We start from the raw sequence: 26,781 nt of genomic DNA, 5'->3' as shown, positions 1-26,781 counted from the left end.
TATCTTTATTTTTTTTGTTTATATGGGAGATTCCAACGTATGATAAAGTTTTTTAAGGCGATGTTTGGGGATGTAAGAGAATATTTCAGAAAATGGTCGGGGTGGATACTGTTCACTGTGTTGATCTTGTATTATGAATTGCTGTTTCACGGCATGAATTTCAGCCTGGATGATGGGAACATAGCCGCTATAATAGCATTTGCGGTGGTGGTTGGAGGCGTGTTCAGCGTGCTGACAGGATTTTTTCCGCCGGTCATCAATAAGATACTTGCAACGCTGTTCACGTTGTTTACGGGTGTGATCTTCATCGCCCAGTACGTATATCATTCGGTCTTCAACAACTATCTGTCTGTTATTGGAACCATAAAATTCGGAAATCAGGCTGTGGACAATGCGGACACGGTCATATCCAATATAAAGGCACAGATAGTGGACGTTATTCTTCTGGCTGTCCCGGTGCTCATAATGATCGTGTGCATATGGACATTTATGGCATTTGACAGGAGAAGGTGGTGGGTGAACCTCATAGGTGCCGCCGGAACAGCTCTGGTGTATGCCACAACACTGTTTGTGATGTGGGCTGTGGCCTCGGATGTGTACAGTCCGTACAATTTATACAAGGAATATACATCGGTTGATCTCTCTGTTGAAAAGCTCGGCGTCATGGAGAGTTTTGTGGTGGATGTCAGAGAGGGTATCGCAGGCAAGAGCTCAGCACAGAGCAGGATAAACTTTGCCTCGGGTGGTGAGGTCGATATCGACTCACTTGCCTCCACAGAGAGCACAACGATGCAGGAGATTACCACCGAGACGGTGGATGTCGCGGAAGCGACCACAGAGGAGGTTGTGATCGACACATCCCCGAATGTCCTGGATCTGGATTTTGATGCCATAAATGACCTTGCGGGAAATGATGCGGTTTCATCGCTCAGCGAATATTTTGCAAATATACCCCCGACAAATAAGAATGAATATACAGGTATGTTCGAGGGCTATAATGTCATATGGATAACTGCGGAGGGGTTCTCAGGCTATGCGCTTGATTCCGGTCTGTTCCCTACACTGTCAAAACTTGCGGACGAGGGCTTTGTCTTTGAAAATTACTATCAGCCGCTATGGTACGGTTCAACATCAGGCGGAGAGTATGCAAACCTGATGGGAAGCCCGACTAAGAACGGTTCATACCTCAGTATGTGCAGGGCTGCCGACAATGAGAATGGCATGCTGTTTTCCATGGCGAATACGCTCAAGAGACTCGGTTATAGCTGTTACGGATTCCATGACAACGACTATACATATTATGACAGGAATATCACCCATCCGGCGCTGGGATACGAGTGGATAGCCAGCGGTAATGGGCTTGAGTACCAGACTGACGAGAACGGGCAGGACATGTGGCCTCAGTCGGATCTTGTCATGATGGAGGAGACATTTGACAAGTATACAGAGACGCAGCCGTTCCACCTGTACTACCTGACGGTCAGCGGTCATGTGCCATATGGATACGGTGCGGCAAATGCCATGGCGGAGAAGAACAAGGCTGTGGTCAGTGACCTTAACTATGTCCTGGATACGACAAAGGCATATCTGGCATCCCAGTACGAAATGGAAAAGATGCTTGAATATATGATGAAGAGACTTGAGAAGAAGGGGTTGCTGGACAATACTGTTATCGTCCTGGCGGGGGATCATGTACCGTATGACAATATGGACGTTGTGGACGAACTGGCAGGGGAGAACTTTGGAAACAGTCTTGAGGCGTACAGGAGCAGACTTGTCATATGGTCGGCGTCGATGGAGAAGCCGGTGAGAGTTGACAAGGTGTGCAGCAGTATAGATATCCTGCCGACCATGCTCAATGTCATGGGAGTGGATTATGATTCGAGGCTCATCATAGGAAGGGATATCCTGTCAGACAGTACAGGACTGGTGCTGTTCCCGGACAGAAGCTTTATAACGGATGCATTTGAATATAACGCAGTCACGGACACGCTGACATCCCACACGGGTGCGGAGGTATCGGATGACAGTTTCAGTGCGATGCAGCTATATGTCGCGGATAAATTTACAGCAACTGACAACATAACAGAGTCGGGGTATTATACATATGTTGCCAGGTACCTGGGGATAGACGAGGATAATTGACAATATTTATCATATTAAAATGTGGAATTATTCTCAAAAACGTATTATAGTATTTGTGGCTAATACCATAGGTATGTAATGAAAATATTATGCAATAAAGAAAGAGGTTAATTATGAAACTTGGTAGAAATGATATGTGCTGGTGCGGAAGTGGTAAGAAATACAAGACCTGTCACCTGGCTCTTGACGATAAGCTTGAGGATATGAAGAACAGAGGATTCAAGATCCCTACACATGCGATGATCAAGAACGCAGAGCAGATCGAGGGAATCAGGGAGGCTTCAAAGGTCAACACATCTGTGCTCGACTACATAACTCCATTTGTCAAGATAGGAGTGTCTACCAGAGAGCTGGATGACCTTATCTATAACTATACAAAGTCCATAGACGCTATTCCTGCATGTCTTGGATATGAGGGATATCCTAAGAGTGTGTGTATATCGGTAAATGATGTGGTATGCCACGGCATTCCAAGTGATGACATTATTCTCCAGGATGGAGATATAGTTAATATCGACTGTACAACAGAGTACAAGGGATATTTCGGAGACTCATCAAGAATGTTCATGCTGGGAAATGTTGATCCCGCATGGAAGAAGCTTGTAGAGGATACAAAGAAGGCTCTTGATATAGGTGTTGAGGTGTGCAGCAAGCCATATGTGACCATAGGAGATATAGGATATGCCATCAACAAATTTGCACAGGAGCAGGGCTATTCGGTTGTCCGTGAGATAGGCGGCCATGGAGTAGGTCTTGCAATTCATGAGGAGCCTTATGTAAGTCATATAGGACAGCCTGGCAAGGATTATGTGCTTGCTCCGGGAATGGTGTTCACCATTGAGCCTATGATCAACATGGGCGGCCCTGATGTATATCAGGATGCAGATGACGGCTGGACTATCTACACGGAGGATGGCTCACCATCGGCACAGTGGGAGTACACACTGGTTATGACAGAACATGGAGTGGAGATACTTGCCCACTAGGGAGTGGAATAGAATAAAAGAGCAGCAGCCTGATATGCTATCAAAGACATATCGGGCTGCTGCTTTTTGTTGTGTTAGTTATCCATTAGGATCTGCTGCCGTAAACCGGCAGACAGATTATATTACTTTGTAAGTATTCCAAGGATCTCGTTGCTTCTTGCGATGAACTTGGTCATTGCCTCTGCTGACAGTGGACGGTTGGCAAGTACGGCCAGATCATATAACTGACAGCAGATCGTAGCTGTGTTGTCGCTGTCAGGGTTGTCCAGAACGTATTTAACAAGCTTGTTGTTGCTGTTCAGGATGAGTGTCTCGCCCTCGCCCTGACCGAACATTGATGGATCCATACCGGCCATGCCGTACATCTTCATCATTTCCTGCATACGTCTTGTCTCCTCAGGCTGGGTGAGGATAGAAGATGTGTTCTCGTTCTTCAGGGATTCAACCTTTACATTCAGGTTCTTCATGTCGAGAGCCTTCTCAAATGTAGCTGTGAGCTTATCCTTGTATTCCTTTGCAGTCTCCTCTGAGAGCTCCTCGCCGACAAAGTTGTCAGAGAGCTCAGCGTCTATTCTGTAGAAGTGAACATTCTCGTTCTTCTGCTCAAGCAGAGTGATGAATGGGCTGTCTATGGTCTGTGTCATGATCAGAGCGTCCATGCCCTCAGCCTTGAACATGTTGATGTACTGTGACTGAGCCTGCTCGTCGGTTACATAGAATACCTTGTTCTCGTACTTTTCTTTTCCTGCCTCAAGATACTCAGGGAGAGTTATATATTTGCCCTCGAGGTTCTTGTAGATGCAGAAGTCCTTCATCTTGTCGAGGAACTTGAGATCCTTCAGACAACCAAACTTGATAAATGGGTTGATGTCATCCCAGTACTTCTCGTAGTCCTCTCTGTGTGTCTTGTACATGCCGGACAGCTTGTCTGCAACCTTCTTGGTGATGTAGTCTGAGATCTTTTTGACAAATCCGTCATTCTGAAGCGCACTACGTGATACGTTCAGTGGGAGATCAGGACAGTCGATACATCCCTTTAAGAGCATGAGGAACTCAGGAATTACTTCCTTGATATTGTCGGCGACGAATACCTGGTTGTTGTACAGCTTGATCGTTCCCTCAAGGTTGTCATACTGTGTATTGATCTTAGGGAAGTACAGGATACCTTTCAGGTTGAATGGGTAGTCCATGTTCAGGTGTATCCAGAACAGAGGCTCCTTGTAGTCGTGGAATACCTTTCTGTAGAACTCCTTGTATTCCTCGTCGGTGCAGTCGTTTGGATGCTTTGCCCACAGTGGGGTAGTGGTGTTGAGTGGCTTAGGAGCTTCAGGCTTCTTCTCCTCGGTCTTTATATCGTCTGCGTCTGGGCCTTTGCTGTCAGTGCTGCCCTCAGCATTATCTGCTGTGTCGCTGACTTCCTTTGCATCCACGTCTACAGTAGCATCCTTAGGATCTTCCTGTGGCTCGTCTGCGTTGGTGTAGTAGATCTCAACAGGCATGAACGAACAATACTTGTCGATGACCTCCTTGATCCTGTATTCATTTGCAAATTCATAGCTGTCCTCGTTCAGATAAAGGGTGATGGTAGTACCTCGGTCAGCCTTAATGCACTTCTTCATGGAGTATTCAAGGCCGTCCTCGCACTCCCAGTATACAGCGTCCTCGCCGTCCTTGTATGACTTTGTCTCGATGGTGACCTTGTCGGCAACCATGAATGCGGAGTAGAAGCCCAGTCCGAAGTGCCCGATGATCTGTTCCTCTGTTGCCTTGTCCTTGTACTGCTCAAGGAATGCCTCGGCTCCTGAGAAAGCGATCTGGTTGATATATTTCTCAACCTCCTCCTCAGTCATACCGATACCGTTATCGGTAAATGTGATGGTCTTGTCGTTGGCACTTGTGGTCACATCTATACGATATGGCTCATCCGGCTCGTCAAATTCGCCCATGAGAGACAGCTTCTTAAGCTTTGTCACGGCATCACAGCCGTTTGATATAAGCTCCCTGACAAATATATCGTGGTCTGAATACAGCCACTTCTTGATGACAGGGAAAATGTTTTCACTGTTGATCGATAAATTTCCATTCTTCATAATTGTATACATCTCCTTAAAATATAATGGTTTTCAATGAAAGATGTGTCATCCCCGATCTGTGTTCAATCTTAATAGAAATGTACACTGACACATCAGGCTAAAAGATATGATAAATCAGCTGGTAACTAAAGTCAAGAAAAAATTAGCACTCAGACAAAATGAGTGCTAACAGAGTGGTGCGTAAAAAATCCGGCATCAGATGAGGTGCCGGATCTTCAAAAATCATATTAAATTTCTTAAAAAAATCAGCTTTCGGTGAAATATATTCCGGCAGTCTTCAGGAAATCCCTGATCTCCGCATCCCACACATGCTCAAGGGTCTTATCCATGGTGAATATGTTCTGGGTCGCCATGGATGTGAGTTGTATGCTCATGCCGTCATAGTAGACGTTCAAGGTGAGATTTGCCACATCGGATACCGGTATGGTGAGATGGTTCTTCTCAAGCATATCCATGATGTCCGGCTGGGAGAGCACGAGCACTATCTTGAAGCTCAGTGGCAGCTTCTTTCCTCTTATAACATTATATACATGTGGTTTTATGGACTCCCATGAGGCGTAGGATGTGGAAGCCATGAGCTCCAGCTCCTCCTTGTCATAGAAATCCTTGTTTACCCTTCCGTCAAAGCTGTATGTTATCCCGCTTTTTACAAATGCCTCCATGGCGAGAAAACGGTCAAATGTATTGTCCATCAGAAGCTTCTTCACGAAGTCCCTGGTCTCGGTGATGGTGATGTCTAACATTGAAAATCTCCTGTTTTCTGGATTGTGATCCAGCCGTATCTGCGTGCGGCTGCATGCTAAAAGTATATCAGCGGAATGTGGCAAATGCAACAATATAGATACACTGATTTATTGAATTATGGATACCCGTGTGATATAATGTACAAGGATTTAATGTCTAAATGTTATGGAGGGTTTATTTGATGAAGAAGGTTGCATATATAGCATCAGAGTGTGTGCCATTTATAAAGACGGGTGGTCTTGCGGATGTAGTTGGAACACTGCCAAAGATATTTGATAAGAACGAGTATGATGTGAGAGTCATCATGCCGAATTATCTCTGTATTCCGAACAAGTACAGGGAGAAGATGCAGTATATAACGCATTTTTATATGGACATCGGTTACAAGAATGATTATGTTGGCGTTATGTATCTGGAGTATGAGGGTGTCAAGGTATATTTCATAGATAACGAGTATTACTTTAACGGATTTACACCTTATGGTGATGTAAAGTGGGATATCGAGAAGTTCTGTTATTTCTCAAAGGCAGCGCTTTCGATCCTTCCATCGATCGGTTTCCAGCCGGATATACTTCACTGTCATGACTGGCAGGCAGGACTTGTGCCTGTATATCTCAAGACTCTGTTTGCAGGAGATATGTTCTATACAAGCATGAAGTCTGTTATGACTATTCATAATCTCCAGTTCCAGGGCAAGTGGGATATAAAGACCATTCAGGAGTATTCAGGACTCCCTGATTATGTATTTACACCGGACAAGCTGGAGATCCAGAAGGATGCTTCCATGCTTAAGGGCGGACTTGTATATGCAGATAAGATAACAACGGTAAGTAACACATATGCCAAGGAGATACAGACTCCATATTATGGAGAGGGACTTGACGGGCTCTTAAGTGCCAGATGGCAGTCACTCTGGGGCATTGTCAACGGTATAGATTACGAGGTATGGAATCCTGCAACAGATCCTCAGGTATATAAGAACTACAGCGTGGATAACTTCAGACAGCTCAAGAAGATCAACAAGATCGAACTGCAGAAGGAATGTGGACTTCCTCAGGATGAGAATCAGTTTGTAATAGGAATCATATCCAGACTCACAGACCAGAAGGGTCTTGATCTGGTTGACAGGATCATGAACGATATATGCTGTGACGGAGTACAGTTCATCGTCCTCGGAACCGGTGACGGCAAGTACGAGAACATGTTCAAGTATTATCAGGGAATACATCCTGCAAAGGTATCAGCGAACATCTATTATTCAGATGAGAGATCTCATAAGATGTATGCAGGCTGCGATGTGATGCTCGTGCCTTCAAGATTTGAGCCATGTGGACTCACACAGCTCATGGCACTCAGATATGGCACAGTTCCAGTAGTAAGAGAGACAGGTGGTCTTGCAGATACTGTTGAGGCTTATAATCAGTTCGAGGGTACAGGAACAGGATTCTCATTTGCTAATTATGATGCATATGAGCTCCTCAATGCCATAAACTATGCAAAGGAAGTGTACTATAACAACAAAGAGGCATGGTATGGAATCCAGGAGCGTGGCATGAGACAGGATTACTCATGGTATAACTCAGCGAATATATATAAGGATCTCTACAATTCACTGTAGGATCAGGATAGCAGTAATGTGGTAGTAGATATGGAAGAGGCAGAGAATGAATTTGCATTTTCTGCCTTTTTTCAGGGATATAGGAGAGACAGATATGGCGTTTGACGGAATAGTGATATCCAATGTGGTAAGAGACATGAAGGAGAAACTCATCGACGGAAGGATATATAAGATATATCAGCCGGAGAAGGACGAGCTCAACATAGTAATAAAGAATAACAGGGAGAATTACAGGTTGCTCATGTCTGCGGATGCAAGCCTCCCGCTTATATACTTTCAGCAGTCCGCCAAGGAGAATCCTATGACAGCGCCGAATTTCTGTATGCTCCTCAGGAAGCATATCAACAACGGAAGGATAGTTGATGTGTATCAGCCGGGCTTTGAGAGAATAGTTGTCATGGTCATCGAGCATCTGGACGAGCTTGGAGATCTAAAGAGAAAGAAACTCATCATAGAGATCATGGGTAAGCACAGCAATATCATATTTGCCACGGATGAGAATGTCATCATCGACAGCATAAAGCATATATCCCATATGGTGAGCTCAGTGAGGGAGGTTCTTCCGGGCAGGACTTATGAGTATCCTCCGGCGGGAGGAAAGGTATCCCCGCTTGAGATAGAGCGCGGGGACTTCATAGAGCGTGTGAGCTCGAGCCCTACGAATATCATAAAGGCGATATACCAGAACATAACCGGATTTTCACCGGTTGTGGCGAGTGAGATAACCTACAGGGCAGGACTTGACGGCAACATGCCTGTGGACAGCATGAGCGAGGCGGATGTCGCAAGGCTTTATGATGAATTTGCCGGGATAGTATCTGATATAAGGAACGGGGACTATACTCCTGAGATCATACTGGACGGTTACACTCCAGTGGAGTTCTCGTCGGTGCATCTGTCGATGTACAGCGACAAGACCATAGAATCAAGGGATGACATTTCAAAGGTGCTTGATGAGTATTTCTACAGAAAGAGTGCGGTCACAAGGATAAGACAGAAGTCATCGGATCTCAGAAAGATCGTCTCGAATGCCATTGAGAGAACGAGCAAGAAGTACGACCTGCAGCTCGCTCAGTTAAAGGACACTGAATCCAGGGAAAAGTACCGTGTGTACGGAGAACTGATCAACACATATGGTTACAATATAGAACAGGGAGCGGACAGTTTTGAGGCTCTCAACTACTATACTAACGAGATGATAAAGATCCCGCTTGACAAGACCATATCTGTTATGGATAACTCCAAGAGATATTTTGCGAGATACAACAAGCTCAAGAGGACTTATGAGGCACTTACACAGCTCACTGTCGAGACGAAGAGTGAGCTGGAGCATCTTCAGTCGGTACAGACGTTCCTTGATATGGCGATAGATGAGAATTCACTGGCACAGGTCAAGGAGGAGCTCGTAGCCTGCGGATATGTAAAGGGACATTACGGACGCAAGGGCGACAGGAAAAAGGCAAAGTCAAAACCGCTGCACTACATATCCAGCGATGGATTCCATATGTATGTGGGCAAGAATAATATCCAGAACGATGAGCTCACATTTAAATTCGCAAATGGTGGGGATATGTGGTTCCATGCTAAGAAGATGCCGGGTTCCCATGTCATCGTGAGACTTGAGGGTGCGGGAGAACTTCCTGATTCTACATATGAGGAGGCGGCAAGACTTGCAGCGTATTATTCGTCTGGAAGGACGGCACCGAAGGTGGAGATAGACTATACCGAGCGCAGAAATATCAAAAAGCCTGCGGGGGCAAAGCCTGGATTTGTAATATATCATACGAATTACTCGATGATCGCAGAGCCGAGGATTGCGGGAATAGAGGAAGTACAATAAATAATTTGATTTTTAAACAGGTGTGAAGTATAATATATTATCTGTTATCAGGTAATTGAAAACAACATATAACCTGGGAATATTAGGAGACAGATATGGTAAAAAGCATGACAGGATTTGGCCGCAGCGAGAGGGTGACTGATGCATACAAGATAGTTGTAGAGATGAAGTCAGTCAATCACAGATTCTGCGACATCAATATAAAGCTCCCAAAGAAGATAAGCTTCTTTGAGACAAACATAAGAACATATCTCAAAAAATATATTGAGAGAGGAAAGGTTGACGTGTTCATCACATACGAGGATTTCTCGGATGACAATGTCAAGCTGAAGTACAACAAGGACGTTGCCGAGAAGTACATGGGATATTTCGAGGAGATGTCCAAGGATTTTGGAATTGAGAACAGCATAACACCTGCACAGCTTGGAGGCTTCCCTGACGTGTTCACGGTTGAGGAGCAGGCGGTTGACCAGGATGAGCTGTGGAAGATAATAGAGACATCCCTTGACGAGGCTGCGAAGGTGTTCGTGCAGTCGAGGATAACAGAGGGAGAGAACCTTAAGAAGGACATGATCGACAAGCTTGACGGAATGAGAGCTGCCGTTGATTATATAGAGGAGATATCACCTGAACTTGTGGAGGAGTACAGACGCAAGCTCACGGACAAGATCACAGAGGTTCTTGACAATCCTGTTATAGATGAGAACAGGATCGCCACAGAGGTCGTTATATATGCGGACAAGATATGTGTGGACGAGGAGACTGTAAGGCTTAAGAGCCATATCAGCAGCACGAAGAAGATTCTGGAGGATGGCGGAAGCGTCGGCAGGAAGCTGGATTTCATCGCACAGGAGATGAACAGAGAGGCGAACACGATACTTTCAAAGGCCAATTCACTTGATGTGTCAGACAAGGCGATACAGCTCAAGACTGACATAGAGAAGGTCAGAGAGCAGATACAGAATCTGGAATAGAATACATAATTTTTAGAGGTAATGATGATGGCAGATAAGAGTACAAAGCGTGGATCGCTCATAGTCATATCCGGTTTTTCAGGAGTTGGAAAGGGCACAGTTGTCAAGAGACTTGTGTCGGATTTTGGATATAACCTTTCAGTGTCGGCGACGACAAGATCACCGAGAGAGGGTGAGGTCGATGGAAGAGAGTATTATTTCATGGATCGCAAGGATTTTGAGAATCTCATTGACTACGGCGGATTTATCGAGTGGACACAGTATGTAGAGAATTATTATGGAACTCCAAAGAAGTATGTTGAGGAGAAGCTTGCTGATGGCAAGGACGTCATACTCGAGATAGAGGTCATGGGTGCACTCAATGTCAAGAAGCAGTTCCCTGATGCGCTTCTCATATTTATATCAGCTCCAAGCATAAGCGAGCTTAAGAGCAGACTGGCAGGAAGAGGAACAGAGTCGGAGGAGACCATAATCAAGAGACTCCGAAAGGCCACAGAGGAAGCTGAGGACATGGACAAGTACGACTACATCATAGTCAACGATGATCTGGACGAGTGTATACACACCGTGGATTCAGTCATCAGAAGCTATGGCTGCAGAAGAGATAATCAGCTTGGATATATAGCCGGAATAAAAGAAGAGCTTGCAGAGATAAAGAAACTCTGATAAATTAGACTGGATAACAGTGGACAGCAGTTTAGAAGAATATTTCAATAATCATATAAGAAAGGGGATATAATATCATGTTACATCCATCATACACAGACTTAATGTCAGTAGTAAATGCAGAGGTTGAGCCAGGTGAGCAGCCTGTAGTAAACAGCAGATATTCAATCGTTCTTGCAACAGCAAAGAGAGCAAGAGAGATCATTGATGGCCAGGAGCCTATGGTGGCAGCAGACCCAAAGAAGAAGCCATTATCCATCGCTGTAGATGAAGTTTACCATGGAAAGGTAAAGATCGTCGGAGCAGACGAGGATTAACAGACCGGAATATATAGCGGTAAGTGAGAAGAATGGAGGTTGGAGCTTTTAGCACAGCCTCCTATTTTTCTGATACACAACTGTGCCGGATGTGGCATATTCTAAATAAACAGGAATATGTCGACGGGAGGTGTATCATGAGGGCGTCAGATGTTCTAAAAGGCACGGTCTATGAGATCCTGGCAGGGGACATTGACTGTCAGATTACGGATCTGGCAGATGATTCCAGAGATGTCACACAGGGAACTCTTTTTGTGTGCCGGAGAGGTGCGAGAACAGATGGACATCGCTATATAGATGATGCCGTGGCAAGGGGCGCAGCGTGTATAGTCATGACAGATGATATCGGCATACCTGCGGAGCGGTCAGCCGGACGCTGGGGGGATACCGATTGTGTACTGATCGTGAGACTGTATGACTATCGCCACGGTATAGGAATGATATGTAATAATTTCTGGAATTTTCCGTCACGAAGTATGAAGGTTATAGGTGTGACCGGGACAAAGGGAAAGACCACGGTCGCATGTATGATAAAGTCTATGCTGGACAGATGGGGGCGTAGAACCGGTCTTGTGGGAACCATAGAGATCGATGACTGTATCCGGAAGATACCATCTGTGAACACCACTCCGGGAACGATATATCTCCATCGCAAGCTTGCAGACATGGTGGCAAATGGTGCGGAATACTGCGTCATGGAGGTATCGTCACAGGGGCTTATGCACGGCCGTGTGTCAGGGATAGAATTTGATATATGCGTATATACAAATCTTGCTCCGGATCACATTGGGCGGAATGAACACCGCACATTTGCCGAGTATGGGAGATGGAAGAGAAGCCTGTTCTCAAAGTGTAAGACTGCGGTGATAAATGCAGATGACATGTATTCTGGGTGTATTGCTGCCGAGGCTGTGAATGCAGGGGCTGAAGTGGTATATTATGGTGTGAGGAATCACACTGCAGCCGGGGATGGCAATGTGTGTATGGCGGGAGCGATACACAGGCTCATTCTCCATAGAGTTATGGGGATAGGCTATGAGTGTGAGAGAACGGACGGGGAGAGCACTTACATGACTGTTGGCATACCGGGAGAGTTCAATGTGTACAATTCTCTTGCTGCGGTAACCACTTGCGGGATCATCGGGATACCGATGGAGGTAATGCAGGATTCGCAGTCGGATATGAAGGTGAGGGGCAGACTCGAGCCGGTGGAGATTCCGGGATACGCAAGGATATTCATCGATTATGCCCACAATGCCGTGAGCCTGGAAAATGTACTGACCACCCTCAGACAGTACAGGCCGAAGAGGCTTATATGTCTGTTCGGATGCGGCGGCAACAGATCAGCCGGGCGCAGAAAAGGCATGGGATTTGTGTCGGGCAGGCTGGCGGATATGACGGTCATAACAAGTGATAACCCGAGGTTTGAATCCCCGGAGGCGATAATGACGGATATTGAGACCGGGGTTCTCGAGGGCGGAGGAGAATATGTAAAGATATGCAGCCGTCTGGATGCTATAAGATACGCTCTGGAGATTTCGGACAGGGATGATATAGTCCTTCTGGCCGGCAAAGGCCATGAGACATATCAGGATATAGAGGGACGCAGGACACAAATGGACGAGAGAGAAATGATACGGCAGATATTGGAGGAGAAAAATGCGGGGATTGTACGCAGATGTGATAATTGATATATCCCATGAGGCGATAGACAGAACATTTCAATATGCTATTCCTGACGATATTGCCGGCAGGATACAGATAGGAAGTCAGGTCAACATTCCATTTGGCAAGGGAAATAATCTGAGAAAAGGCTATGTCATAGGGATATCGGATTCCACGGAATATGATGAGAGCAGGATAAAGTCTATAGATTCTCTGTGCGAGGACGGCGTGGCAGCTCCGGGAAGGCTCCTTGCCCTTGCGGCGTGGATAAAGGAGAACTACGGCTCCACCATGATAAATGCCATCCAGACGGTGATGCCGGTGAAAAAAACGGTTAAGTCCGTGGTGGTCAGATATGTTGTCCTTTCATGCGAGGATGTGGACACATGGGAATACAGATATATGAAGAAGAATGCCAGGGCAAAGCTCAGGCTCCTCCGCGAGCTTATGGTGAGACATGAGCTCCCAATGACGGAGGCCACCGGGACTTTGAATGTGTCACATCAGGCGGTTAAGGCCATGGAGGACGAAGGTGTCGTTCGTATCGTTGAGGACAGCAGATACCGGGATGTGGTGTCTGACGCGGTGAGGCAGCAGGCATTTGAGGCTCCTGATATAGAGCTTAACAGTGACCAGCAGAGGATAGTCGATGATTTCGTAAGTGATGCAGATCAGGGTATACACAGGACTTATCTTCTTCATGGCGTGACGGGAAGCGGCAAGACTGAGGTGTATGTGAGGTGTATCCGTGAAGTCGTCCGCGCGGGCAGACAGGCGATCGTGCTGATACCTGAGATAGCACTCACGTATCAGACACTGACATATTTCTCCAGATACTTTGGTGACCGTGTGACCATGGTCAACTCAAAGCTCAGCAGCGGGGAGAAGTATGATCAGTTTGAGCGCGCAAGGAAGGGCGATGTGGATGTGGTGATAGGCCCGAGGTCTGCGCTGTTTACCCCATTTGAGAAGCTGGGGCTGATAATAATAGACGAGGAGCATGAGAGCAGCTATAAGAGTGACAGCCCGCCAAAATATCACGCAAGGGAGACTGCCATAGAACGTGCAAGGCTTGAGGGGGCGAGTGTCATACTCGGTTCCGCAACTCCTTCCGTGGAGAGCTACAAGCGTGCACTGGCGGGTGAGTACAGGCTGTGGATCATGGACAGCCGTGTTGAGGGCAGAGCCATGGCAGAGACAAGCATAGTAGATCTCAGGGATGAACTCCACCGGGGCAACAGATCCATAATAAGCGACGAGCTTGCAAATGATATAGCGGACAGGCTCAGCAAGCGGGAACAGATCATACTGTTCATCAACAAGCGGGGATATAACAGCTTTGTATCCTGCAGGAGCTGCGGAGAGGCAGTGAAATGTCCGCACTGTGACGTGTCCATGGCACTGCACTCTGGAAATAATACACAGAAGGGCGTGCTTGTGTGCCACTACTGCGGATTCAGAATGCCGGAGCCGGACAAATGTCCGGCGTGCGGTTCAAAGCTCATAGGAGGCTATGGAGTCGGAACCGAGAAGGTCGAGCAGGAGGTACACAGGTTGTTCCCGGAGGCCAGGACTTTAAGGATGGACAGGGATACGACCTCGAAGAAGAATTCTCATGAGCAGATACTTGAGAGCTTCGGAAGAGGCGATGCGGACATACTCATTGGAACCCAGATGATAGTCAAGGGACATGACTTTTCCAGAGTGACACTTGTGGGTGTGCTGCTGGCGGATCTCACACTGTTCAGCGGAGACTACAGAGCCGGTGAGAGGACATTTGACCTGCTGACCCAGGCTGCGGGAAGAGCCGGAAGGGGTGATGTGCCCGGAAAGGTTGTGATACAGACCTACAAGCCGGACAACTACGCCATAACTGCGGCAGCGTCCCAGAATTACAGGGCATTCTACGATATCGAGGAGGCGTACAGATCACTCATGAGGTATCCGCCGGAGTGGAATATGATGGTCATAATGGGCACGGGCATGGACGAAGAACAGCTTGCCAATATAATGGATAGGATGTATTCTCTTATAAGGGGAAAATATATAAATGCAGGACATCTGTCTGTGATCGGTCCTTCGGAACCGGCCATATCAAAGATAAAGGATGTGTACAGGCGGGTGTTGTATATAAAACACCGGGATTACAGGATGCTGGTGGATGTCAAGGATTATGTCGAGGAATGGCTTAAGGAGAACGGAGAGAACGATGTGAGCGTATTCTTTGACCTGAATCCGGTAAATATGTATTAGTGAAAAGGAGATTTGTGGACATGGCGATAAGAAATATAAGATATGACGGAGATGACATACTCAGAAAGGTGTGCAGACCGGTTGAGAAGATGGATGACAGAACACTTACACTCATAGATGACATGTTTGATACCATGTATGAGGCAAATGGAGTTGGACTTGCCGCACCTCAGGTTGGAATCCTCAAGAGGATAGTTGTTATTGATGTCGGCGATGACAATCCACTCTGTCTTATAAATCCTGTGATAACAGAATCAGACGGAGAGCAGACAGGTGAGGAGGGATGCCTCAGCCTTCCTGGAAAATTTGGAACAGTTACAAGACCTATGCATGTAATATGCAAGGCATTTGACGAGAATATGGAGGAGTTTACAGTCGAGGGAGAGGGACTTCTGGCGAGAGCTATCTGCCACGAGCTTGATCATCTTGACGGAAAGCTCTACAAGGATCTTGTCGAGGATGGCCTTCACGAGGTAGAGCAGAATTAAGAGATACTTAACCTATAACAAGGAGGACATGCAGATGAGAGTTATATATATGGGAACCCCTGATTTTGCCGTGCACGCACTTGTATCCATAGTGGAAGCGGGACATGACGTTGTGGCATGCTTTACGCAGCCGGACAAGGCAAAGGGAAGGAGCAAAAAGCTTCAACCGACACCGGTGAAGGTACAGGCAATGGAATATGATATTCCGGTATATCAGCCGGTGAAGCTCCGTGAGCAGGAGAACGTGGACATCATCAGAGCGTATGCACCTGATGTGATAGTTGTGGCAGCATATGGCCAGATACTTCCTGAGAGCATACTCAATATTCCGAAGTACGGATGTGTCAATATCCATGCATCGCTGCTCCCGAAGTACCGCGGTGCGGCACCTATCGAGTGGGCGATCATTGACGGCGAGAAGGAGACCGGAGTCACCACCATGTACATGGCAAAGGGACTTGATACCGGAGATATGATAGAACATTCGATTGTGTCTATCGGTGACGATGACACTGGAGAGACATTGACGGACAAGCTTGCGGCAAGCGGTGCGCAGCTTATACTGTCAACCCTTGAAAAGCTTGAGAATGGAACTGCGGTTCGGACCCCTCAGGATGACAGCCTGAGCTGTTACGCTTCCATGTTGAACAAGGGTATGGGAGATATAGATTTCAGTGAGCCGGCAGAGAAGATAGAGAGACTTGTGAGAGGTCTTCAGCCATGGCCTTGTGCATACACAAGGATAGGCGGCAAGAATGTCAAGATATATGGGGCAAAGGTAGTGAGCCGTGAGGATGGCATTGCACCGGGTGAGATAACCATGGTGACCAAGAAGACATTTGCCATAGCGTGTGGACAGGATGCACTCCAGATAACAAGATTGCAGCCTGAGGGCAAGAAGCCTATGGATGCGGCGGCGTTCCTTGCGGGCAATAAACTCACAGCCGGAGAGCACATCTGATCAAATATATCTGATGAAGAATGGACAGAGGTAGAATGGATACAAAGACTCGAGAGGTGGTTCTGACCACATTACTGGACATAGAGAAAAATCATACATTTTCAAATATAGCACTTGGAACGGCACTCCGCGCCAACCAGTTCATGAGCAAACAGGACAGGGCGTACATCACGAGAATGGTCGAGGGAGTCACAGAGCAGAGGATAAAGCTGGACTACATAATAAACCAGTTCTCCAAAACAAAGGTGAACAAGTGCAAGCCGCTCATAAGATGCGTCCTCAGGATGGGAACTTACGAGCTGTTCTTTATGGACTCTGTTCCGGATTCGGCTGCCTGCAACCTGTCGGTGAAGCTGGCGGTGGATCATGGATTTGGAAGCCTCAGAGGCTTTGTCAACGGAGTGCTCAGAAATATCGGGAGAAACAGGGATGGTATAAAATACCCTGATAAGAACACATCACCTTTGGAATACTATTCGGTTGAATATTCAGTTCCTGTGGAGCTTGTGGAGATACTGCTGCAGGACTATGACAGAGAAACGGTGGACAGGATACTCGGAAGCAGCTACGAAATGCGTCCGACATCCATAAGGGTGAATACAGACAGGATAAGCGTTGATGAAGTCGAGAGGAAGCTGGAGGCCGCTGGAATAGAGACAGTGCGAGGAAGCCTGAATGACACATCACTTCTTATAAAGGGATATGATTATGTCAGAAGGATCCCAGGATTCATGGATGGAGAATTTGTTGTACAGGATCAGAGTTCGTGTCTGGCTGTAAGGGCAGCAGGTATACAGAATGGAGATCTGGTGGTGGATGTGTGTGCAGCACCGGGCGGCAAAACCATGTATGCCGCAAGTCTTGCGGGACAGACAGGAAGGGTTATCTCAAGGGATCTCACCGAGAACAAGACGGAGCTCATAGAGGAGAACGTGGACAGACTTGGACTGACAAATGTCACTGTCGAGGCATGGGATGCGAGAGACCTTGATGAGAACCTTGTCGGAAAGGCTGATGTGGTAATAGCAGACCTTCCGTGTTCGGGACTTGGCATAATGGGCAGGAAGAACGATATCAAGTACAATGTGACAGGTGACAGCATAGACGAGCTGGCACAGCTTCAAAGGGATATTCTTGACACTGTATCCAGATATGTGAAAACGGGTGGAACACTGGTGTATTCGACATGTACTATAGACAGCAGGGAGAATCAGAACAATGTTAAGTGGTTTGTGGAAAATCATGATTTTGAGACTGTGAGTATAGATGAGATTGTACCGGGGCACGGCGGCGATAAAGGATATGTAACTCTGTTACAGGGAGTCGATGAGTGTGATGGATTTTTCATATCGAAGTTCGTGCGTACAAAATAGATAGAACATGTATAAAAGATTGGACAGAGTATGGAAGTAAAGGATAGAGAAGATAAGGATATTAGACAGCCGGATCTGAAATCAATGAATATGGAAGAACTCAGGAACTGGGTCACCGGTGCCGGTCAGCCGGCATTCAGGGCGAAGCAGATATATCAGTGGTTTCATGTGAAGCTTGCGGACGGAACGGAGGAGATGACCAATCTGCCGAAAAGCCTCAGAGAGAAGATGGATGAATATGGAATATATGGTGTGAGCGTTGTCACCAGACTCATTTCAGAGGATGACGGCACAAATAAATTCCTGTTCAGACTCCATGATGGGAATGTCATAGAGAGCGTGCTCATGAAGTACAAGCATGGCAATTCCGTGTGCATATCATCCCAGGTGGGCTGCCGTATGGGCTGCAGGTTCTGTGCATCGACCATAGGCGGGCTGGTGAGGAATCTCACAGCGTCCGAGATGCTGTCACAGATATACAGCATCCAGAAGATAACAGGTGAGCGTGTGTCAAATGTGGTCGTGATGGGAACAGGAGAGCCGCTGGATAACTTTGACAATCTTGTCAGGTTCATAGAGATGCTGACGGACGAGAATGGACTGAACATAAGCCAGAGAAATGTCACAGTGTCGAGCTGCGGTTTAGTGCCTGAGATAAAGAGGCTTGCGGATATGGGGCTTTCCATTACATTTGCATTGTCGCTTCACGCGCCAAATGACGAGGACAGAAGGGCACTCATGCCGATAGCCAACAGATACAGCATTGCAGAGGTTCTGGACGCCTGTGATTATTACTTTGATAGGACGGGCAGGAGGATAACATTTGAGTATTCTCTTGTAAAAGGGCAGAATGACAGCCCTGAGAAGGCATGCGAGCTGGCGCGTCTCATAAGGGGAAGAAACTGCCATGTGAACCTCATCCCCGTAAATCCGATCAAGGAGAGGGGTTACGAGAGGGCGGATAACAGCGCCATTGAGAATTTCAAAAATATTCTGGAGAGAAACCAGATAACAGCTACGGTGCGAAGAAGCATGGGGCGTGACATAGACGCAGCGTGCGGACAGCTCCGCCGTAAATATGAGGAGGAGAACAAGACGGATAAATAGTTCGTCTTGTTCTTTTTTATGTGTTGTGCTAAAATAGGCAAGGTGGCGTATCAGATAATATTTTAGGCTGATGGAGAGAATATATGAAATCATTTGGAATAACAGATGTTGGAAAAAAGCGTTCCATGAATCAGGACAGCATATTTTATACAGATGAGCCAATAGGGGCTATCAGCAATCTGTACATAGTTGCGGATGGCATGGGCGGTCATAAGGCCGGGGACGTTGCATCCAGAACGGCGATTGAAGCCGCAGTTGAATATATAAGTGAAAGCGAGATAAGCAATCCTGTATCGCTGCTCAAGAGGGCGATAATATATGCCAATGACAAGGTGTATAAGCTTGCGCTCAGCAATCCGGAGGATTACGCAGGTATGGGAACGACATTTGTAGCTGCAGTGATCGATGATGGAATCATGTATGTCGCGAATATAGGTGACAGCAGATTATATATAGTTAACAATGAGATAAGACAGGTCACACTTGATCACTCATTGGTTGAGGAGCTGATAAGGAATGGTCAGCTCGACAGGAATAAGGGACGGAATCATCCAGAGAAGAACATTATAACCCGAGCACTTGGAATAGGTGATGATGTGGTTCCGGATTTCTTTGAAGTAGAACTTTCAGCGGATGATAAGATCCTTCTATGTTCTGATGGTTTGTCGAACATGATAGAGGACGACGAGATTCGGGACATTGTATCAGAGTCGGATGATCTTAAGACAGTCGGTGAGAAGCTGGTGGAGAGAGCGAATTACTACGGCGGCAAGGACAATATATCTGCCGTTGTAGCTGCGATAGATTGGGAGGAATAAATTGGTATGTTAAATCCGGGAACGATGCTCAGCGGTCGTTATGAGATCATAGAATTGGTTGGATCTGGCGGTATGTCAGAGGTATATAAGGCAAAATGTCATGTGTTAAACAGATATGTTGCCATAAAGGTGCTTAAGCCTGAGTTCAGCTCAGACGTTAATTTTGTTACAAAGTTCAGGATAGAGGCCCAGTCTGCGGCGGGGCTGTCACATCCTAATATTGTGAATGTATACGATGTCGGTGAGGACAACGGAATATATTATATAGTAATGGAGCTTGTGGAGGGAACCACCCTCAAGGAATATATACAGGCCCACGGCAGAATAGAGCCTATGCAGGCGATCGATTTTGCCATACAGATAGCCCAGGGACTTCAGGCAGCCCATGAGCATCACACGATACACAGAGATATAAAGCCTCAGAACATCATCATGTCGAACAACGGCACGCTGAAGGTTACTGATTTCGGAATCGCAAGAGCCGCATCGTCAAGCACGACCACGACAAATGCGATGGGTAGTGTTCACTACATATCACCGGAGCAGGCAAGGGGCGGATTCTCAGATGAGAGAAGTGATATTTATTCACTCGGTATCACCATGTATGAGATGCTCACAGGACATGTTCCATTTGAAGGCGAGAACAATGTGGCTATAGCGCTGATGCACATTCAGGGCGAGATGGTATCACCTAGGGAGTATTACCCGGATATACCTACAAGCCTTGAGAAGATCATAAGAAAGTGTACACAGAAGAAGCCGGAGAGACGATATCTCACAGCAAATGCGCTTATAGCTGATCTCAACAGAGTAAAAGAGAATCCTAATATAGATTGTATAGTGGTGCCTAAGACCAGCGTTCCTACATCCCCTACCATTGAGATGACAAAGCAGGAGATGGAGATGATCAAGACCGGAAGACAGGTCGATAAGGCAGATACTACGGAGATTCCACCTGTAAGTCCGAGAACGTCAGAGATCAAGGCTAACGTGCCAGTTATGCCGCCGTCACAGTTCGACGATCTGTTCCCAGATGACGACGATGAAGAGGATGATACGGACGAGTCAGTGGCAGATGATGGAGAACAGGAGCAGGAATACGATGGAGAAGAGGAGCTTGATCCAAGACTTAAGAAGATAATCATGGTATCAAGTATTGCCATCGCGGTGGTTCTTGCCATACTTGCCATACTTCTCATAGGCAAGATAGCCGGCTGGAATATTCTGGGCGGTAAGGGTAAGACGGAGGAAAGCACCGATGTCATAACCACAGAGGGAGCGAACGACACAACTGCACAGGAGACAGTACCTATGGTCAATGTAGTAGGTCTGTATAAGACTGCGGCTGAGGAGCAGATGAAGAAGAATGGCTTCACCAACTATACATTTGTGGAGAAGACAGATGCCACAGTTGAGAAGGGCTATGTAATATCACAGAGTATAGATGATGGAACATCCATAACAAAGGATACACAGATAACTATTTACGTGTCATCGGGCAAGGAAAAGACCAAGGTGCCGGATGTTTTCGGATATGAGGACAGTCAGGCCACAACATTGCTCGAGGAGGCAGGACTTAAGGTGACACATGGCTATGCGTACGATGATAATGTTGAGAAGGATCATGTAATATCCTCAGATCCTGTTGCCGGAACAGAGGTTGAGGAGGGCTCAACAGTCAAGATAATCATCAGTAACGGTAAGGAGACGAAGAAGATCGCAGTTCCTAACCTCAAGGGTATGTCTGAGGCAGATGCAGCAGATAAGCTTCAGAAGGTCAACCTGGTAGGCAATCCAAGCTATGAGTACAGCGATGATGTGAAGGAAGGCCAGGTAATATCACAGGATCCTGAGGTCAACACTGAGGTTGACGAGGGAACTACCGTGTCATATGTTGTCAGTAAGGGACCTCAGAAGGTTACATACTCTGTATCTTTCAGCGGTTCAATATCGAATATAGAGTTTGATTTTGATACATTTGGAAGTGTGACAGTTGACATCTCATACACAATAGGCAGACAGACATTCTCTGTATACAGCGGCAAGGCTGGTGCAGGAGACTTCCCTATCAATATAGATGGAGTTGAGGGTCCTACAGGACTTGAGAGCAACCAGGGATCATTCTCTGTGACCATCACGGATTCAGAGGGAATAGATGTCACATCAAGCTTTAACACGGGCGGTTTGTCCGCTACATTTACACAGGAGAGTAATTAGTAGTGGCAGAGATCATATCAGGAAAGATAATCAAAGGAATCGGTGGATTCTATTATATAGACGCCGAGGATGGACATTTGTACGAATGTAAGGCGAAGGGCATCTTCAGAAACAAAAAGGTCAAGCCCCTTGTCGGAGATAATGTGAATATAGAGATACTTGATCCTGAGAACAATCTAGGTAATATCGTTGAGATATTGCCTAGATTTAACTCTTTAATAAGACCTGCTGTGGCAAATGTGGATCAGACGATCATAATATTTGCCGTGAGCGAGCCTGAGCCGAACTTTAACCTACTTGACAGATTCCTTGTCAGCATGGAGAAAAGCGGTGTTGAGACTATCATTTGTTTTAACAAGACGGATCTTTCGCCGGACAATATGGAGGCTTGCAGATCATACAGCAAGAGCGGGTATGAGACAATCTTCATAAGTGCCAGGGAAGGCGAGGGCATAGACAGGCTCAGGGAGATCATAAAAGACCGCACAACGGTGTTTGCGGGGCCATCGGGAGTCGGCAAGTCGTCTACTCTCAATGCGATCAAGCCAGAGGCGGAGGCCCAGACAGGCGCTATAAGTGACAAGATAAAGCGTGGCAAGCACACCACGAGACATTCTGAGCTCATGCACATTGGCGGCAGGACATATATTATGGACACCCCGGGCTTTTCATCGCTCTATGTTGATTCCATAGAGGCGGAGGATCTCAAGGAGTATTTCCCGGATATTGCGGCATATACGGGAAAGTGCAGATTCAACATGTGCAATCATGTCAGTGAGCCGGATTGTCTGGTAAAGCAGGCGGTTGCGGACGGAGAGATAAGCCGTATAAGATACGAAGATTATGTAATGATATATAACGACTTAAAAGAAAAGAGGAAATGGTAATGATAATTCTTTCACCTTCATTATTGTCAGTTGATTTTGCACATATTGCGGACGGCATTGCGGAGCTTGACAGAGCGAAAGTTCCTGCGCTGCACCTTGACGTTATGGACGGTGCGTTTGTTCCGAACATATCATTTGGTGCGCCTGTCATAAAGTGTCTCAGAAAAGAGACGAACATGATATTTGACGTGCATCTCATGATAGAGGAGCCGGACAGATATCTTGAGGATTTCAAGAAGGCAGGTGCTGACTGGGTAACCGTACATGCAGAGAGCTGTAAGCATCTGCACAGAACCGTTGCCAGGATACATGAGCTTGGAATGAAGGCCGGAGTGGCACTCAATCCGGCAACTCCTGTATCAGTGCTTGACTATGTGATAGACGATCTGGATATGGTACTTGTTATGAGTGTCAATCCGGGATTCGGCGGACAGTCATTCATTCCTTCAGCACTCAGAAAGGTGGCTGAGGTCAGAAAAATGGCAGATGACAGAGGCCTTGAGCTCAATATAGAGGTGGATGGTGGAGTCAATTTGAAGAATGTGGGTGACGTCATAGAAGCCGGTGCAAATGTCATAGTTGCCGGTTCTGCGGTATTTGGCGGAGATGCCTACGAGAACAGCTGCAGCTTTCTCAAAGTATTTGAGAAATATGAGGCATAGATAATAAAGGGCAAATAGTGATATGAAAAGTTATATTATAATATCCGGAGGCAGAGTTGATCTGTATTCACTTCAGGGAATCATGGACAGACACCTTGAAAGCAGCAGAGTGATAGCTGTGGACAAGGGTATAGAGACCTGCAATAAGATAGGAATAGTACCAGATGTGATCGTGGGTGACTTCGATTCAGCCAGCAAGGTGACTGTGGGCGTGTACAGGAAGATGGCTAAAAAGATGCACTCCATACAGTTTGTTGATCTGGACACACACAAGGACTTCACGGATACTCATGTAGCCATCATGCATGCCATGGAGGAAGGTGCTACGGATATTTATATATCGGGGGCCACAGGAACGAGACTTGACCATACGATGGCAAACATAGGACTGCTCAAGGAGTGTGCAGATAAAGGCGTAAATGCGTATATAGAGGATGACCATAATGTAATAACCATGATAAATTCCAGTGCCGGAATAAGCCGGCTGGAGGGATACGATTATATATCTTTTATACCGTACGGTGGATGCGTCACGGGGGTAACACTTACAGGGTTTGAATACAACGTGGAGAATCGTACATTTGAGATAGGAGACAGCCTTGGAGTGAGCAACCGGGTTGTATCGGAGGATGCAAGGATAGAGATAGAAGATGGCTATATGATCGTCAATTACAGCCGTGACTGATATGGTTTAAAAGACCAGGCATATAAACTACAATATAAATATAACGAAAAAGCTCTGCACAGTGTATTATCTGTGCAGAGCTTTTTCACATAGCAGTTTGTTATATTCCTTTACTTTTTCTTGGAGTTCTTTTTACCCTTTTCAGGATATTTCTCATTTATCTTTTCTTTTATCTTTTCGTGCCTGTCGGCTACTTTGTTTTTTGCTGATGACTTTTTCTTCAGGTCGGACTTCTGGTTGTTCCTTGACTCATTCTTTTGCTCGTCGCCGGAAACCTTAGCTTTGTTATCAGGTTCATCAGGTGTTGTTAACTCACGGAGTTCGCGGATGCTTGCATCAAAGCCTTCTGTTATCGGATCGGCATACATGGATGAATAATATGCATACAGAGCCTTGTATTCCTCAGATGTCTTGTATCCGGTGATGTAGATGTGTCCGTGCATCTCGTCCATATGGATACCCCTGATCTTCTTGGCAATGTGAAGGCCGATGTTCTTACAGTGGCTTCCGATCCTGTCAAGACTTGTGAGAATGTCAACCAGTGCAAATCCTCCAGGGATACCACATTCGCCCATCTGAAGTCTCACAACGTGGTGATCCTTTATAAGCTCTGTTATCTCGCTGATGGTCTGTGCAAGTGGCTCTATTCTTGATATTGCCTGAAGATCGTCCTCCTTGAAGGCGTTCAGAGTCATATCAATAATATTGTTAGTCGCCTTGAGCGCTGTATGGATCTCCTTCATTCCCTGATCTGAGAAGTTTATCTTCTGATCTATTATATTTCTCGATACAACGAGAAGATTCTCACAGTGGTCACCAATCCTTTCCATATCACTCAGACTGTTCAGAAGCTCAGACACATCAAGTCGTTCGGATCTGGACATGTTGTTCTGTGATGTTACCTTGAGGAGGAAGTTGTTGAGTGAGCTCTCACATTTGTCTATGAAATCCTCATTCTCCTCGAGTTTGGCGGCATCTTCTTCATTGAAATCACTGATGAGTCTGCATGCTATTGCAAAGTTCTCTCTTATGCAGTCAGCCATGGCAAACATGACATTTCTTGCCTGTGAAATAGCGATGGAAGGGGTAGCGATAAGTCTCGGATCCAGTGTGGCGAGCTCTTTGTCGATCTTGGACTCCTCGTCGTCCCTGATGATCTTTCCTGTAAGTTTTGCCACCTGATTGGAGAATGGCAGAAGTATCAGGCTTATGATAAAGTTGAACAGGAAGTGGACGTTTGCAATGTTACCACGGTTTACGACCTTGTCCATGAAAGGCATGTCTATGAAAAGCTGAAGTCCGTATATGACAATAACAAAGAACACAGCTCCGAATATGTTAAAGAGAAGATATGAGAGAGAAACTCTCTTTGCCTTCTTGTTCGCACCGATTCCCCCGAGGATAATGGTCATACACTTACCGATGTTCTGACCGATAATGATAGGAATGGCTGTTCCGTATGTAACGACGCCTGTGGACGAAATGGCCTGGAGTATACCTACTGATGCAGATGAACTCTGTATGATGGCTGTGAGCACAAGTCCTATTAAAATACCAAGTAATGGGTTATTAAACGATGTGAACAGATTCTGGAAGCTCTCTGATTCCTTGAGTGGCGCAAATACACCCTCCATGGTATTCATGCCGAGAAAGAGGATTCCAAGACCAACAAGAATACTTGCAATATCACGTTTCTTGTTGTTATTTGTAAATAGTATGATAAATGCACCTATACATATAAGGATAGGAGCAAATGATGACGGTTTTAAAAGTTTAAGAAGAATATTAGTCTCCGCAAGATCTCCGAGACGAAGGATCTGTGCGGTCGCGGTACTACCGATGTTGGCACCAAACACGACAGGTATGGCCTGCCCAAGCTTCATGATTCCGGCATTTACAAAGCCGATGAGCATGATGGTCGTTGCTGCCGAACTCTGAATGATGGCTGTTACGGCTGTACCGAGTGTAAAACCCTTGATAGTTCCCGTGAACTGATTTTTTCCGGTTGTAAGTTTCTCAAGAACCTTTTCCAGACTGCCACCGGCGAGATTCTTCAGCGAGGCACCCATGAGATTCATTCCGAACAGAAATAAACCTACGCCTCCGAGCAATGTTAAAATAGAAAATAAATCCAAAATTATAGCCCTCCTGAGTAAAATGAATTTTACCTGTGTTTCTGACAGGTAAAAAATATGTAATAAATATGTAAAAGCCCATACGGTTCAAATTATAACACATCACTAGTTTTTGTACTATTGAAAAAATAATGCAATTGATGGTAA

Annotated in this window: 21 protein-coding genes; 18 read left to right on the top strand and 3 right to left on the bottom strand. The window is 46.1% G+C overall.

Annotation, left to right across the window (positions count from 1 at the left end; translation table 11 throughout):
- The first annotated feature begins 39 nt into the window (after positions 1 to 39).
- Both DWX57_RS04375 and DWX57_RS04370 read left to right on the top strand, forming a co-directional pair.
- A complete protein-coding gene (locus DWX57_RS04375) occupies positions 40 to 2,145 on the top strand; it encodes an LTA synthase family protein (RefSeq protein ID WP_120123094.1) in 2,106 nt (701 codons plus the stop codon).
- Between the two features lie 113 nt (positions 2,146 to 2,258).
- Positions 2,259 to 3,131: a methionyl aminopeptidase gene (locus DWX57_RS04370; protein ID WP_015534804.1), complete on the top strand. Its 873-nt coding sequence runs from the start codon at positions 2,259 to 2,261 to the stop codon at positions 3,129 to 3,131.
- Between the two features lie 122 nt (positions 3,132 to 3,253).
- Here DWX57_RS04370 and htpG read toward each other — a convergent pair whose 3' ends face one another.
- Together htpG and DWX57_RS04360 are read right to left on the bottom strand one after the other, a co-directional pair.
- Positions 3,254 to 5,221, bottom strand: coding sequence for a molecular chaperone HtpG (gene htpG / locus DWX57_RS04365; RefSeq protein WP_120123093.1), 1,968 nt, complete (start codon positions 5,219 to 5,221; stop codon positions 3,254 to 3,256).
- A gap of 248 nt (positions 5,222 to 5,469) precedes the next feature.
- Positions 5,470 to 5,967 (bottom strand): DUF5721 family protein, encoded by a 498-nt coding sequence (locus DWX57_RS04360; RefSeq protein WP_055144706.1) that lies wholly within the window; start codon positions 5,965 to 5,967, stop codon positions 5,470 to 5,472.
- A gap of 182 nt (positions 5,968 to 6,149) precedes the next feature.
- Between DWX57_RS04360 and glgA the strand changes: the two genes are divergently transcribed.
- From glgA to DWX57_RS04280, 16 genes are all read left to right on the top strand, one after another.
- Positions 6,150 to 7,586: a glycogen synthase GlgA gene (gene glgA / locus DWX57_RS04355; protein WP_015534807.1), complete on the top strand. Its 1,437-nt coding sequence runs from the start codon at positions 6,150 to 6,152 to the stop codon at positions 7,584 to 7,586.
- Positions 7,587 to 7,680: 94 nt separating this feature from the next.
- Positions 7,681 to 9,426, top strand: a complete 1,746-nt coding sequence (locus DWX57_RS04350) for an Rqc2 family fibronectin-binding protein (RefSeq protein WP_055280072.1) — start codon at positions 7,681 to 7,683, stop codon at positions 9,424 to 9,426.
- Between the two features lie 95 nt (positions 9,427 to 9,521).
- On the top strand, positions 9,522 to 10,400 hold the full coding sequence (locus tag DWX57_RS04345; protein WP_117549075.1) for a YicC/YloC family endoribonuclease: 879 nt from the start codon (positions 9,522 to 9,524) through the stop codon (positions 10,398 to 10,400).
- 27 nt (positions 10,401 to 10,427) lie between these two features.
- Positions 10,428 to 11,066, top strand: a complete 639-nt coding sequence (gmk, locus tag DWX57_RS04340) for a guanylate kinase (protein WP_117549074.1) — start codon at positions 10,428 to 10,430, stop codon at positions 11,064 to 11,066.
- A gap of 77 nt (positions 11,067 to 11,143) precedes the next feature.
- Positions 11,144 to 11,383 carry a DNA-directed RNA polymerase subunit omega gene (rpoZ, locus tag DWX57_RS04335; protein ID WP_015534811.1) on the top strand — a complete coding sequence of 80 codons (240 nt, stop codon included), beginning with the start codon at positions 11,144 to 11,146 and terminating at the stop codon, positions 11,381 to 11,383.
- Between the two features lie 137 nt (positions 11,384 to 11,520).
- The gene (locus DWX57_RS04330) at positions 11,521 to 13,074 is read left to right on the top strand and encodes a UDP-N-acetylmuramoyl-L-alanyl-D-glutamate--2,6-diaminopimelate ligase (protein ID WP_120000391.1); all 1,554 of its coding nucleotides are present in this window, start codon (positions 11,521 to 11,523) and stop codon (positions 13,072 to 13,074) included.
- Positions 13,043 to 15,301 carry a replication restart helicase PriA gene (priA, locus tag DWX57_RS04325; protein WP_120123092.1) on the top strand — a complete coding sequence of 753 codons (2,259 nt, stop codon included), beginning with the start codon at positions 13,043 to 13,045 and terminating at the stop codon, positions 15,299 to 15,301. Before DWX57_RS04330 ends, priA begins: the two co-directional genes overlap by 32 nt.
- A 20-nt stretch (positions 15,302 to 15,321) precedes the next feature.
- The gene (gene def, locus DWX57_RS04320; RefSeq protein ID WP_015534815.1) at positions 15,322 to 15,789 is read left to right on the top strand and encodes a peptide deformylase; all 468 of its coding nucleotides are present in this window, start codon (positions 15,322 to 15,324) and stop codon (positions 15,787 to 15,789) included.
- A gap of 34 nt (positions 15,790 to 15,823) precedes the next feature.
- Positions 15,824 to 16,750 carry a methionyl-tRNA formyltransferase gene (gene fmt, locus DWX57_RS04315; RefSeq protein ID WP_118649089.1) on the top strand — a complete coding sequence of 309 codons (927 nt, stop codon included), beginning with the start codon at positions 15,824 to 15,826 and terminating at the stop codon, positions 16,748 to 16,750.
- A gap of 35 nt (positions 16,751 to 16,785) precedes the next feature.
- Complete coding sequence (gene rsmB / locus DWX57_RS04310; RefSeq protein WP_118649326.1) at positions 16,786 to 18,123, top strand: 16S rRNA (cytosine(967)-C(5))-methyltransferase RsmB; 1,338 nt, start codon at positions 16,786 to 16,788, stop codon at positions 18,121 to 18,123.
- Positions 18,124 to 18,153: 30 nt separating this feature from the next.
- Positions 18,154 to 19,230 (top strand): 23S rRNA (adenine(2503)-C(2))-methyltransferase RlmN, encoded by a 1,077-nt coding sequence (gene rlmN / locus DWX57_RS04305; protein ID WP_120123091.1) that lies wholly within the window; start codon positions 18,154 to 18,156, stop codon positions 19,228 to 19,230.
- 83 nt (positions 19,231 to 19,313) lie between these two features.
- Complete coding sequence (locus tag DWX57_RS04300) at positions 19,314 to 20,048, top strand: Stp1/IreP family PP2C-type Ser/Thr phosphatase (protein ID WP_015534819.1); 735 nt, start codon at positions 19,314 to 19,316, stop codon at positions 20,046 to 20,048.
- Positions 20,049 to 20,054: 6 nt separating this feature from the next.
- The gene (pknB, locus tag DWX57_RS04295) at positions 20,055 to 22,265 is read left to right on the top strand and encodes a Stk1 family PASTA domain-containing Ser/Thr kinase (RefSeq protein WP_120123090.1); all 2,211 of its coding nucleotides are present in this window, start codon (positions 20,055 to 20,057) and stop codon (positions 22,263 to 22,265) included.
- 14 nt (positions 22,266 to 22,279) lie between these two features.
- Positions 22,280 to 23,152 (top strand): ribosome small subunit-dependent GTPase A, encoded by an 873-nt coding sequence (gene rsgA / locus DWX57_RS04290; RefSeq protein ID WP_118649327.1) that lies wholly within the window; start codon positions 22,280 to 22,282, stop codon positions 23,150 to 23,152.
- A complete protein-coding gene (gene rpe / locus DWX57_RS04285; protein WP_117549067.1) occupies positions 23,152 to 23,814 on the top strand; it encodes a ribulose-phosphate 3-epimerase in 663 nt (220 codons plus the stop codon). Before rsgA ends, rpe begins: the two co-directional genes overlap by 1 nt.
- Before the next feature lie 22 nt (positions 23,815 to 23,836).
- Positions 23,837 to 24,499, top strand: coding sequence for a thiamine diphosphokinase (locus DWX57_RS04280; protein WP_055224121.1), 663 nt, complete (start codon positions 23,837 to 23,839; stop codon positions 24,497 to 24,499).
- 110 nt (positions 24,500 to 24,609) lie between these two features.
- Here DWX57_RS04280 and DWX57_RS04275 read toward each other — a convergent pair whose 3' ends face one another.
- A complete protein-coding gene (locus DWX57_RS04275) occupies positions 24,610 to 26,634 on the bottom strand; it encodes a Na/Pi cotransporter family protein (protein ID WP_242992612.1) in 2,025 nt (674 codons plus the stop codon).
- Between the last annotated feature and the right edge of the window lie 147 nt (positions 26,635 to 26,781).

This window comes from Coprococcus sp. AF19-8AC (genome assembly GCF_003603115.1).
Lineage (GTDB): Bacteria > Bacillota > Clostridia > Lachnospirales > Lachnospiraceae > Coprococcus > Coprococcus aceti.
Note: the sequence above shows the minus strand (reverse complement) of the source record. Positions and strands in the feature narration are given on the sequence as shown.